Source organism: Hydrogenophaga intermedia, from assembly GCF_000723405.1.
GTDB lineage: Bacteria > Pseudomonadota > Gammaproteobacteria > Burkholderiales > Burkholderiaceae_C > Hydrogenophaga > Hydrogenophaga intermedia.
On sequence record NZ_CCAE010000015.1, the window covers coordinates 77,370 to 89,056 of the forward strand.

10 protein-coding genes are annotated in these 11,687 nt (G+C 70.5%); 3 read left to right on the forward strand and 7 right to left on the reverse strand.

Features of this window, described 5'->3' with window-relative positions; translation table 11 throughout:
• Positions 1-39: 39 nt before the first annotated feature.
• On the reverse strand, positions 40-1,086 hold the full coding sequence (gene dctP, locus BN948_RS11325; RefSeq protein WP_009520213.1) for a TRAP transporter substrate-binding protein DctP: 1,047 nt from the start codon (positions 1,084-1,086) through the stop codon (positions 40-42).
• A gap of 204 nt (positions 1,087-1,290) precedes the next feature.
• On the opposite strand from dctP, the gene BN948_RS11330 reads away from it, so the two are divergent.
• Complete coding sequence (locus tag BN948_RS11330; protein WP_236953859.1) at positions 1,291-2,670, forward strand: aminotransferase-like domain-containing protein; 1,380 nt, start codon at positions 1,291-1,293, stop codon at positions 2,668-2,670.
• Between the two features lie 582 nt (positions 2,671-3,252).
• Here the strand turns inward: BN948_RS11330 and BN948_RS25650 are convergent.
• The gene (locus BN948_RS25650; RefSeq protein ID WP_158515840.1) at positions 3,253-4,014 is read right to left on the reverse strand and encodes a DsbC family protein; all 762 of its coding nucleotides are present in this window, start codon (positions 4,012-4,014) and stop codon (positions 3,253-3,255) included.
• Between the two features lie 232 nt (positions 4,015-4,246).
• Between BN948_RS25650 and BN948_RS11340 the strand changes: the two genes are divergently transcribed.
• A complete protein-coding gene (locus BN948_RS11340; RefSeq protein ID WP_009518413.1) occupies positions 4,247-5,668 on the forward strand; it encodes an undecaprenyl-phosphate glucose phosphotransferase in 1,422 nt (473 codons plus the stop codon).
• The gene (gene epsL / locus BN948_RS11345; protein ID WP_009518414.1) at positions 5,668-6,945 is read left to right on the forward strand and encodes an XrtB/PEP-CTERM-associated polysaccharide biosynthesis outer membrane protein EpsL; all 1,278 of its coding nucleotides are present in this window, start codon (positions 5,668-5,670) and stop codon (positions 6,943-6,945) included. Before BN948_RS11340 ends, epsL begins: the two co-directional genes overlap by 1 nt.
• On the opposite strand, the gene BN948_RS11350 is transcribed toward epsL, so the two are convergent.
• The 5 genes from BN948_RS11350 to BN948_RS11370 all read right to left on the reverse strand — a co-directional run.
• On the reverse strand, positions 6,946-7,764 hold the full coding sequence (locus BN948_RS11350; RefSeq protein WP_009518415.1) for a DUF3047 domain-containing protein: 819 nt from the start codon (positions 7,762-7,764) through the stop codon (positions 6,946-6,948).
• A 7-nt stretch (positions 7,765-7,771) separates the two neighbouring features.
• Positions 7,772-8,422, reverse strand: a complete 651-nt coding sequence (locus tag BN948_RS11355) for a hypothetical protein (protein WP_009518416.1) — start codon at positions 8,420-8,422, stop codon at positions 7,772-7,774.
• A complete protein-coding gene (locus BN948_RS11360; protein WP_009518417.1) occupies positions 8,422-9,264 on the reverse strand; it encodes an ankyrin repeat domain-containing protein in 843 nt (280 codons plus the stop codon). The genes BN948_RS11355 and BN948_RS11360 overlap by 1 nt, the downstream gene beginning before the upstream one ends.
• Positions 9,251-10,807, reverse strand: coding sequence for a putative porin (locus BN948_RS11365; RefSeq protein WP_009518418.1), 1,557 nt, complete (start codon positions 10,805-10,807; stop codon positions 9,251-9,253). The genes BN948_RS11360 and BN948_RS11365 overlap by 14 nt, the downstream gene beginning before the upstream one ends.
• Positions 10,808-11,161: 354 nt before the next feature.
• A partial coding sequence (locus BN948_RS11370; protein WP_238327233.1) for an energy transducer TonB family protein occupies positions 11,162-11,687 on the reverse strand: 526 nt, incomplete at its 5' end.

Here is an 11,687-nt window from a genome sequence, read left to right on the forward strand (position 1 = left end):
CGGCCCGCCGCGCGGGCGAACCGGGCGTGTCAACAACGCTCAGCCCAGCAGGCCCAGCTCTTTCATGAACGCCACCTGGCTGTCCAGGATGCGCGTGGCCAGGGCGTCGCCCTTGGTGGCGGCGCGCCAGGCCTCCATGGCCTTGGGCCGCGCGGCGGCCACGTCGGCGGGGTTGAAGCGGATCACCTCGCAGCCCTTGGCCGCGTACTTGCCCAGCGCGGCAGCGTCGTTCACCAGGATGTGCTGGCGCAGCGCGCCCGAGACCTCGCGCGCGGCCACACCCAGCGCGGCCTTGTACTCGGCCGGCAGGCGCTCATGCGCGCCGCGGTTGGCCACGTAGGCCGTGGCCGTGGTGGGCTGGTGAAAGCCCGGCACGATGACGAACTTGGCCACCTCGGCCAGACCGGCCTCGAAGTTGGCGGTCAGGTCGCCGCGGTCGGCCATGTCCACCACGCCCTTGTCGAGCGCGGAGTACACCTCGCCCGTGGGCAGCGGCGTCACCGACACGCCCATGGCGCCCATCACCGTGGACGCCAGACCGACAAAGCGGCCCTTCTTGCCCGCCAGGTCGGCGATCTTGCGGATCGGCACCTTGGAGTGCAGCGGCTCCTGGCCGTACACCGTGGGCGCGATGTAGTGCAGGCCGGCTGGCGCGTAGGCCTGGCGCACCAGGTCCAGGCCGCCGCGCTCGTAGAACCAGGCCTCGTACTCGTCGCTCTCGGCGAAGCCGAAGGGAATGGTGCTGGTGAAGGCGAACGAAGGAATCTTGCCGGCCTCGTAGCCGTCGAAGGTCTTCATCATCTCGAAGGCGCCGCCGCGCACGGCGTCGAAGGCCTGCGCCGCGGGCACGATCTGGCCGGCCGCGAACAGGTTGATCTTGAAGCGCCCGCCGGTGAGCTCGGCCACGCGGGCCACGAAACGCTCCTCGTACTTCTGCGGCGTGGTGCCGCCGTCCCACAGCGCCTGCATGCGCCAGGTGACGGCCGGCGACTGCGCGTGCACGGCCAGCGGCGCCGCGGTGGCGGCCACCGCCACGCCGGCGAGAGAGGTTTTCAGCAGGCCGCGTCGCTTGATCGCGTCTTTCATGTCTTGTCTCCGATCGGTTGGTCGTCCCGCCGTGGCCGGCGGTGCTCTGGTGCGCGCACCCGGCCACGCCGGGCCATGCGGGTCACGCTGCGGAAAAGTCTATAGACAGTTGCGCACCGTCATAGGTACAGTTTAGGCACAGTGAAATGAACTGTATCCATGAACACCTGGGTACGGTTCTCCCCTCCCGCACAGGAGCCCCGCGTGGACACCAAGGTCGAAGCCCTGGCCAACCGCCTCGCCAACGCCATCGAACAAGGCAGCCTGCCGCCGGGCAGCCGCCTGCGCTCGGTGCGCGACGCCGCGGCCAAGGACGGCCTGGGCGTGAACACCGTGGTGGAGGCCTACAACCGCCTCGTCGCGCGCGGCTACGTCGAGGCACGGCCCGGCTCGGGCTACTTCGTGCGCCGCCTCGCGGGCACGCGCTCGCACGCAGCGCCGGCGCACGTCACCGAGGCGGTGGACGTGGTCTCGCTGCTGCGCGAACAGCTCGAGCAGCACTACGAGGTGCGCGTGGGCGACGGCCGCCCGCCCGCCTCGTGGATGGAGGGCTCGGAGCTGGGGCGCCACCTGCGTGGCGCGGGCAGCAGCGGGCTCTCGCAGATCGACCACGGTTACGGCACACCCTGGGGCTACCTGCCCCTGCGCGAAACCGTGGCGCGCCTGCTGGGCGAACGCACCCTGCCCGTGAGCCCACGCCAGGTGCTGCTCACGCAAGGCGCCAACCACGCGCTCGACCTCATCGTGCGCCACCTGCTCGAACCCGGGGACCACGCACTGGTGGACTCGCCCGGCTACTACCCGCTGTTCGGCAAGCTCAAGCTGGCCAAGGTGCACATGCACGGCGTGCCACGCCAGGCCGACGGCCCCGACCTGGACGCCCTGCAGCGCCTGCTCAAGAACCAACGGCCCAAGGTCTTCTTCACGCAGTCGCTCGCGCACAACCCCACGGGTGGCTCCATCAGCCTGCCCAAGGCGCACAAGCTGCTGCAACTCATCACCGAGCACGACTGCCTGGTGGTGGAGGACGACCCCTTCGCCGACCTGCTGCCCGCGGGCGCGCCGCGCCTGGCCGCGCTCGACCAGCTCGAGCGCGTGATCTACGTGAGCAGCTTCTCCAAGACCCTGTCGGCCGGCCTGCGCGTGGGCTACATCGCGGGGGCCGCGCACCACATCACCGCGCTGTGCGACCTGAAGATGGTGACCGTGGTCTCCACCTCCGACTTCGTCGAGCGCGTGGTGCATCAGCTCATTTCCAGCGGGCAGTACCGCCGCCACCTCAACCGCCTGAAGGCGCGGCTGGACGAGGTGCACGAACCCGCCATCAAGGCCCTGCGCCGCGCGGGCGCCACCGTGCACCCGGCTACACCGGGCGGCTACTACCTGTGGGTGGAATTACCCGAAGGCCTGGAGGAGCTGGAGCTCGCGCGGCGCGCGGCCGCTCAGGGCATCTTCCTGGCGCCGGGCTCGGTGTTTCACCCCGACCGCCACGCCGCCTGCACGGCCATGCGCGTGAACGTGGCCTACGCCACCGACCCGCGCTTCCTGCGGTTTCTGCAGGGGCAGATCAAGGCGCTGCGCTGAGGTGTCTATGAGGGGGGCGTTTCGCGGCTCTGCTTCGCGGCTCTGCTTCGCGCCACTGTTTCGCGCCTCTTCCTCGCGAGGGCCGCTGGTGCGTGTGCCCGTTCTCCGGCCCACGCTCGCGCAGAGGCGCCCGGGCGCTCGGACAGGGTTGGCGTCACCACCGTGGTTGGCGCGCCCCCTCCTGTGGCAAGCGCGAATGGGGCCTGCGCCCGGTCACCCACACCATCGACCCCAGTAGCGGATGGGCCGGCCCAAGAAGACCGGACTTCCCTGGCTCGGCGATTAAATGGAATCTGACCCCAATTAAGGGGAGCCCGATTTCCGGTGGTGCGCTAGGGCGTCACTCTCGACGGCTGGTGGGGTTCGCGGGCGCAGGCCCCATTCGCGCTTGCCACAGAGGCGGCGCGCCAACCACGGTGTTGACGCAGGCCCGGTGGAGCGCCCGGGGACATCTGCGCGAGCGTGGGCCGGAGAACGCGGACCACGCCAGCCGTCAGCGCGAGGCCTCCACGAGAAGTCAGCGCGAGGTCTCAACGAGAAGTCAGCGCGAGGACCTGGCGAGAGGGGGAACCCTACCCACCCTCAAGCCCCCTTCAGCGCCCCCTCGATCACATCCAGCTTCACCGCGCCGTTGAGGCGCTGCCCCTCGGCCGTGAACAGCGTGGGTGTGCCCTGCACGCGGAATTTTTCGGCCAGCGCCATGTTGCGCTCCAGCGCCTCGAAGCCGCAGCCCGACACGCCATTGCCCGGCACCTCCTGGTCGGCCATCGCCGCTTCCCAGGCGATCGGTCGCGAGGGCGCGCACCAGATGCGTTCGTTCAGTGCGCGCGACTCCGGCCCCAGGTAGGAAATCGGGAAGGTGTGCACCGTCAGATCGGTGGCGTCTTTCAGCGTCGCGTGCAGGCGCTTGCAGAAGCCGCAGCGCGGGTCCTCGAAGCTCACCAGCACACGGCCCGGCACCACCTTGCCGCGCTGGATGGTGATCGCGTCGGCCAGGTCCAGCTCGGCCAGGCGCAGTGTCGGCGTGCTCGCCAGCACGTACTCGGCCTGGCGCTGCGCCGTCAGCGAGCGGCGGTTGGCGATGTCGATGATGTGGCCGTCGATGAGGTGCTCGCCCGCGGCGTCGATGTAGAACACCTTGTCCTTCACGATCACCTCGTGCAGGCCCGGCAGGGGCCCCGCGCCGAAGAACTGGACCTTGCCGCCCGTGAGCCGTTCCACGATGGCCGTCAGGGCCGCCTCGTCGCGCACGGGTCGCGTGGCCACCGCCTGCGCCAGCGCGGGCCCCGCCCCGCCCAGGCCGGCCAGCAAGGCCAGCCGCTTGAGTCCTTCACGTCGTTCCATGCCCGGCATATCGCACCCATCTCTGATCAACCAAAGGGCGCCCAGCATGGCCGCGCCGCGTGACGGTTTTCCGACAGCGCGCCGGCGTCGGCGAACCATGGTCCGAACGGACCATGGCCACCCCGGATCGCTCCCGCAACAAGTCCGCAGCGCGTCGATTTGTCACACAAGGGCCGCACACTGAAACGCTCCTGCGACCGTTGTCACACCGCCCTTCCAGCGCCTCCCTGTCGTGATCGACATCAGCTCCCTCGCCTCCAACAGCTCACCGCGCGTGGCCGGCGCCACGGGTGCGACCGCGCGCGGCAGCCCGCTCAACCTGCTGGAGATCTCGCTCACCCCGGTCATCGGCGTGGCCGTGCTCTGGGTGCTGGCGCGTGTGCTGGACGGCGGCATCCACCCCGAGTACTTCCTGCTCGCCGTGGTGGTGTTCGCCATGACCTTCCCCGGCCCCTCGCGGCTCACGGGCACGGTGCGCTGGCTGCTGCTGGACGTGCTGCTGAGCTGGGGCACCACCTTCGGCCTGCTGCTGGCCGCCGGCTGGACCACCGGCTACGTGCGCCTGTTCCCCGACGAACTCATCGCCTGGTGGATGGGCCTCGTGCCGGCCATCGACCTCGCGGCCTGGCTGGGCCTGCGCGCCACCGCGCCCACGCTGGTTCGCCTGCAGGGCCGGCCCGCGCGCGCCCTGGTGGCGGGCATGAACCCGCAGGGCCTGCAGCTCGCCCACAACCTGCAGGACGCGCGCTTCCACAACTTCGAACTCGTGGGCTTCGTGGACGACCGCTCGCGCGAGCGCCTGCCCGACGACGCGCGCTTCCCGCTGCTCGGGCGTTTCGAATCGCTGGGCGAGGTGCTGCGCCAGCAGCGCATCGACCACGTCTACATCTCGCTGCCCATGGCCTCGCAGCCGCGCATCCTCAAGATCCTGGACGACCTGAAGGACACCACGGCCTCGATCTACTTCGTGCCCGACCTGTTCGTGACCGACCTGATCCAGAGCAAGCCCACGGTGCTGTGCGGCGTGCCCGTCATCTCGGTGTGCGACACGCCCTTCCAGGGCCTCAGCGGCGGGCTCAAGCGCGGCAGCGACGTGGTGCTGGCCTCCCTGATCCTGGTGCTGCTGGCGCCCGTGCTCATCGCCATCGCCGTGGCCGTCAAGCTCAGCTCGCCGGGGCCGGTCATCTTCAAGCAGCGGCGTTATGGCCAGTCGGGCGAGCAGATCGTGGTCTACAAATTCCGCTCGATGACCGTGGCCGAGGACGGCGCGCAGGTCACGCAAGCGCGCCGCAACGACCAGCGCATCACGCCCCTGGGCGCCGTGCTGCGGCGCACCTCGCTCGACGAACTGCCCCAGTTCATCAACGTGCTGCAGGGGCGCATGAGCATCGTGGGCCCGCGCCCGCACGCCGTGGCGCACAACGAGCTGTACCGCAAGCTCATCAAGGGCTACATGGTGCGGCACAAGGTCAAGCCGGGCATCACAGGCTGGGCGCAGGTCAACGGCTACCGGGGCGAGACGGACACGCTGGAGAAGATGGAAGGCCGCATCGCGCTGGACCTGGACTACCTGCGCAACTGGTCGCTCAAGCTCGATCTGCTGATCATCCTCAAGACGATCAGGCTGGTCTTCAAGGACCAGCAGGCGTATTGATGGCACACCCCCGCCGCGCTGCGCGCGACCCCCTCGAGGGGGCGAGACCGACCGACCGGCAAAGCCGGATCGGTGGTCTCTCTTGGCTGGGCATTGGCGCTTGTGCCGCCCTGGCGTGCCTCGCCGCGCCGCTGGCGCTCGCACAGGACGACGGCCTCAGCCTCTCCGCCGCTTACCGCGTGCAGCGCGACAGCAACCTCTTTCGCCTGGCCGATGGCGTGAACCCGCTGTTCGCGCTCGGTCGGCCGAGCGCGGCGGAGACCGTGCATGTCCGCTCCGTGGGCCTGCGCTACGCGCGCGACTTCAGCCTGCAGCGCCTGGAAGCCGACATCGGCCTGGTGGACTACGCCTACGACACCTACGACCAGCTCGACCTGCTGGCGCGCAACCACGACCTGCGATGGCGCTGGGCCATCACGCCCGACCTCACCGGCACGGTGAGAACGCAGCGCGACGAAAGCGTCAACAGCTTCGAGGACACCAGCGTGCTCACCCAGCGCAACCGGCGCCTGCGCCGCTTCCAGAGCGTGGACGCCAACTGGCGCCTGGACGGCGCCTGGACGCTGATCGCCGAGGCCCAGGAAGCGCGCAATGAAAACCAGCAACCCCTGGTGGGCGAAGACAGCCAGATCCTGCGCACCACGGGCCTTGGCGTGCGGCGCGAGACACCCAAGGGCAGCTCGCTCGCGCTGCGATGGCGCAGCGGCGAGGGCGAGACCATCGACCCCAACCGCCCGCCGGCCCCGCTGCGCGACAACGACTTCCGGCAGGACGAGTGGGCCCTGGACGCGCGCTGGCCCGTCACCGACAAGACGCGCCTGGAGGCCAACCTCGCCTGGATCGACCGCGTGCACGAACGGGTGGCCGCGCGCGACTACGACGCGCTCAACTGGCGCGTTTCGGCGAACTGGACGCCCAGCGCCAAGACCCTGCTTCGCCTGAGTGCCAGCGAAGACTTCAGCAGCTACCAGACCAGCAACGCCAGCGTGACGCGCACCCGCCGCTGGACGCTCAATGGCACCTGGGTGCTCACCAGCAAGTTGAGCCTGCAAGGCAGCTGGGGCAGCGCCGACCGCGATTTCCAGCGTCCGCCGCCCGGCACCCTGCCCGACATCCGCAAGGACCGCACGCGCGAGCGCCTGCTGAGCCTGCGCTGGGCCTTCGCGCGCCAGGCCTCGCTGGACCTGACCTGGCAGGACAGCCGCCGCCAGAGCAACGTGCCGAGCTGGCGCTACCGCAGCGATCTGTTGCGGGTCGGGATCAGCGGGCGGTTCTGATCAGGGGTGCTTGGGCCGCGCCACCTGCGTCGGCAAGCCCACCGGCCGCAGCACCACGGGCCCGAACCACGCTTCCACCGACTCGCCCGTGTTGTTCGAGTCCGTCATCAGCCCCAGGCCGGTGAGGCGTCCAGGGGCTTCGCCGAACGCAGCCTGGAAATCGGCTGCCACGTCGCGCTCCAGGTCGTTCCAGCGGCCCACGCCCTCCTCGCCCGACTGCACCACCAGCATGCGGATGCGGTCGGTGTGCGGGTTGGGGACCACGGTGCCCACCGGGTAGCGGTGGTCCCACACGTACATCAACGTGGCGTAGGGCATGGGCTCGCCGGTGATCAGTTGCACGATCTCCGATAGCCAGCGGTCGCGCGGGCGGAACACGTCGCGGTCGCCATCGAAGGTGAGGATCACGCGCACCACCGCGTCGTCGATCTCGGCGTCGCGCAGGTCGGCCTTGTCATTGAGCTGCGGCACCAGCCAGGAAAACGCCAGCCGCAGCGAGGCGTCCACCGGTTCGCCCAGCGGCAGGCGCAGGGTGCTGTTGCCCGCGCGGCTGTTGGCGTGCACCGCGGGCCGGCCCTCGCGCTCGCCCACGCCGTAGCGCGTGGGGCGCGCCGAGCCGTAGCGCTGGTGGCGCCAGCCCGGTGTAACGCCCAACAAGCCCCAGTCGGACGCGCGCGCCCAGTCGGAATCGGCCAGAGCTTGTTCCACGGTGGACGGGTCCTCATCCGCAGGCAGCGCGGCGCAGCCCACCAGGGCGCACACCACGGCCAGCCAGGCGATGGAACGGATCAGGAGGCGTTGGCGCGTGGGATCGAGCATGTCCTTCTCAGGGTGCCTTCGGGGGCGGAGGCTTGTGCTCGTCGAGTTTGTCGCGGTAAGTTTGCAGAATGTTTTCAAGTCCGACGCGGCCCAGCCCGGTGAAGGCTTCCAGGCGGCTCGCCTTCACGTCGGCCTGGTAAGCGCGGCAGTCGTCGATGAGCGCGCGGCCCACCTGATACAGGCCCTCTCCGCGCGTGCTGCAGGCGGCGAGCTCGCCACTCAACACCTTGCCCTGCGCATCCAGCGCACGGCCCCGGTCGTTGGCCACCGTCAGGTCGCGTTCCAGCTTGGCCACGCGCTCCTGCAGCGTCGTCACCTGTCCTTCCAGCGCCGCCTTGTCGGTGCGCAGCGCGTCGCGCTCGGTGGTGGCGGCGGAGAGTTCGCGCGACAGGCGCTGCCCGCGCGCGGCCTCGCTGCGCGCCTGCTGCTGCAGAGCCTCGGCGTCGCCGCTCAGGCGCTGTCGTTCCTGCTCGGCAGTGCCTAGTTGCTGCTGCAGGGTGCTGATCTCCTGCGTGGCGCGCTGCACCTGCTGCTGCGCGCGGCGCAGGGCCTCGCGCTCGCGGTTGGCGCGCTTGTCGTCCTGCGCCAGGGCGCCGGTGCTCAGGCTGGCCAGGGCCAGCAGCAACACGGCGGCGCGTTGCCAGTTCCCGTGGTTCATCAGAAATCCTCCGTGCGGTAAGGCCCGCTGGCGCGCAAGCTGCGCTGCTGCTCGCTGGCGCGCGCGCCCGCCGCCTGCAGGCGTTGCACCATGGCCGCTCGCTCCTCGCGCTCGGCCCAGTACAAGGGGCTCAGGCCGCTGGCGTCGATCGCGTTGGGATCGGCGCCGTGCGCGAGCAAGGCGTCCAGCAGCGCGGGCTGGTTGGTGTGAATGGCGATCACCAGCAGGCTGTCGCCCGAGCGGTCACGGGCGTCCGGGCGGGCGCCGGCCTCCAGCAGGGCGCGGGCCACGTCCAGGTGGCGCAGGTGGGCCGCCTGCACCAGCGGCGGCGTGTCGCCGTCGGCCGCGGCATCGGGCCGCGCACCGGCCTTGAGCAGCAGGCGCACCATGCGCTCGTGCCCGCGCACCGCGGCGGCCGACAGCGGCGTGGCGCCCCGGTGGCCGCGCCCGTCGGGCTCGGCACCGGCGCGCAGCAGCGCGCGCGCGCACTCCAGGTCGCCACTGCGCGCGGCCAGCATCAGCGGCGTGCGGCCCAGCGCATCCACGGCGTTGGCCTGGGCGCCCTGCTTCAAGGCCTCGCGCAGGCGCGCGGTGTCGGCGGCCTCGGCCGCCGCCAGCAGCTCGGCGTCCAGCGGCGTGGCCAGGCGCGGCGCGATCTCGCGCGCGGCGCGCTGCGCCTCGGCATTGTCCAGCGGCGACGTGAAGAAGCGCGGCGTGTCCTCCGGCGCCAGCCCGCCCTGTTCGATGCGGTCGCGCAGCGCCAGCCGCTCGGCGTCGGGCGCGGCGCAGCCGGCCAGCAGCGCGGCCAGAACAGCGAAGCCAGCGGCTTCAGAAGCGCGCATGGAAGTTGACCTGGAAGGTGTTGATGGACAGTGGCAGGCCGGTGATCTCGCGGCTGGAGAGCCAGCGTGCGCTCAGCCAGGTGTTGCGGCTCAGCCCGTACTGCCCGCCCACGACAAAGCCCTTGCTGTTGGTGCCACCCAGGTGGAAGTCGGAGTCGGTGAACGCGTCGAGCACGGCGTCGGCTTCCAGGTAGCGGTAAGCCAGCGAGAGCTGCCAATCGCCCTTGAGCAGCATGGTGGGCATGCCCACCGCCACGCGCACCATGTAGCCCGTGTCCTCCTTCTCCAGGTTCAGGCCCGATCGCGCCAGCACGCGCGCCTGGTCGAAGCCCATGTTGCGCACATAGTCCGCGCTCACGATCAGGTGCACCGGGTTGAAGAGGTTGTAGTCCACCGCGGCCGTGAGGTTGAGCAGGCGGTAGTCGGCGGCCAGGCCGAAGGGGCCACCGAAGTTCGTCGGGTTCGACAGGTTGAACAGCGAGTTGCCCTTCTGGCGGAACGCGGGCTGGGTGGCGTCCTGCGTATTGCTGTCGAAGCTGTTGCGAACGCCGCTGATGTTGCGGTAGTCGTACAGCGCCACGCCCAGCTTGGCGCGAAGGTCGTTGCTGGGCACCCATTCAACGCCCGCCTGCGCCGCCAGCAGCGACTTGCTGCGCGCTTCGCTGAGCGAGGAGCGCTCCAGGTTCTGCAACGGGAACCAGCCCACCACGCCGAAGGGCCGCCACACGCGCGCGTTCGCCGCCGGGTCGTCGAACTGCAGGGCCACGCCGTCGAAGTTGAGGTCGTCGTCCCACACCAGGTCGGTGCTGAAGAAGGGGTTGGGGATGCGCCCGGCCGTGGTGGTGACCCAGGGCATGAAGTCGGGCGAACGCGCGCGCAGGTAGGCGCGATCGAGCGCAAAGTTGTATTTGCTGCCGTAGCTGCCCAGGGTCTGGTTGGTGGACACCGGGTCGTCGCTGCTGCCGGTGGTCAGGCGCAGTGCGGCGGTGATGTCCTGCGTCACGCGCGCCGTCAGGCCCAGGCGGGCGCGCAGGCGCTCGCGGTTGCGGTCGATCAGTGTGTTGCTGATGTTCTGGCCGCCCGCCAGGAAGAACAGCTCGGATGCGTTGGCCTCGTCGAACATGTCGCGCTGATAGCCCACGCGGATCTCGCCGTCGAATCGGAAGCGGTCCACCCATTCGGGCACCGCGTTCACGTCGCCCCAGCGCTCGGCCTTGGCCTGGGCCACCACCTCTTCACGCACCTCGTTGGCGATCTGCTGGCGCACCGATTCGGGCACGTACTGGATGCGCACGGTGTTCTGCTCGGTCTTCTTCTGCTCGGCCACGGCCGCGCGCGCCCTGGCCTCGGCCTGGGCGATCAGGGCCTGCGCCTTGTCGGCGGGCAGCACGCCCTGCTGCACCAGGGCCTCGATGAGCTGCAGCGTGGTCTGGCGCAGCACCTCCAGGCTTTCGCGTTCGCTGGTCTGGGCCTGGGCGGTGCCGGTGGCCAGGGCGGCGGCCAGGGCGGTGGCGCGCAGGACAAAGGCGAAGGTTGGGGTCATGTCCGTCTCGTAGAAGGATGGTTGGGGTCGTTTCGGGGATGTGGGCGCACGGGCTTGGTTGGCGCGTCAGGGGCGGGCACAGGGCCGTGGCGGCTTCACTGCGGTGGTCCTCGCTGCGCGAGGACTGCCCTGCGATGCTCGCGCGGGCGGCCAGGCGGCATAACTCACTGCGCTGGCTTCGCCAGCTCCGTTCAAACAGATGCCGCCAGTCAGTTCACGAAGCGCGCTGCGCGCGCTGGCCGCCCGCACTGCGCTTCTCGGCACCGCACAGGCGCCGCCACGGCCCTGTGCCCGCCCCTGACGAGTGACTCCCGGGCTCGCCAACAGAAGACAGGCTGCGGTTTCCATGCGTTCTCACGATCGCGCGGACACGCGCAGGCGGATGGGTTGCGGCATGTCGCCGGGCGGGCCTTCGCGCACCGGTGCCAGGTTGCGCAGCGCGGCGCGCAGGGCATCGTCGAGCTCGGGCGAGCTGGCCGCACCCACCAGTTCCACGCGCGTGACGCGCCCGCTGGTGTCGACCCAGACGTTGACCACGCGCAGGTAGTCCTGCGCCTTGCGCAGCTTCTCGTCGCGCGTGATGGCGTCGGTGATGCGTTCGCGAACGAGCGCGCCGTACCACGCGAAGCGGTCGCCGGTTCCGCTGCTCGCCTTCCCGATCAGCGTGCTTCCATCGCCCGCCTGCATGCCGAAGGAATCGCCCGGACCACTGCCCGACAAGGGCGTGGTCAGCCCGGGCGGCGGCGCATCCGCAGGCGGCGCCGGCGTGGGAGCAGCCTGCGGCTTGGGCACGTCGATCTTCTCCTGTTGCTGCTGAGGTGGCGGCGGCGGGGGCGGCGTCGGAGAGCCTGCCCAGGCGGGGGGGGCCCAAGCGGGGGTG

Excerpts from the sequence above, each read along its gene's own strand:
- dctP (WP_009520213.1), bottom strand. The coding sequence starts at position 1,086 with ATGAAAGACGCGATCAAGCGACGCGGCCTGCTGAAAACCTCTCTCGCC.
- BN948_RS25650 (WP_158515840.1), bottom strand. The coding sequence starts at position 4,014 with ATGGAACGACGTGAAGGACTCAAGCGGCTGGCCTTGCTGGCCGGCCTG.
- epsL (WP_009518414.1), top strand. The coding sequence starts at position 5,668 with ATGGCACACCCCCGCCGCGCTGCGCGCGACCCCCTCGAGGGGGCGAGA.
- BN948_RS11350 (WP_009518415.1), bottom strand. The coding sequence starts at position 7,764 with ATGCTCGATCCCACGCGCCAACGCCTCCTGATCCGTTCCATCGCCTGG.
- BN948_RS11355 (WP_009518416.1), bottom strand. The coding sequence starts at position 8,422 with ATGAACCACGGGAACTGGCAACGCGCCGCCGTGTTGCTGCTGGCCCTG.
- BN948_RS11360 (WP_009518417.1), bottom strand. The coding sequence starts at position 9,264 with ATGCGCGCTTCTGAAGCCGCTGGCTTCGCTGTTCTGGCCGCGCTGCTG.
- BN948_RS11365 (WP_009518418.1), bottom strand. The coding sequence starts at position 10,807 with ATGACCCCAACCTTCGCCTTTGTCCTGCGCGCCACCGCCCTGGCCGCC.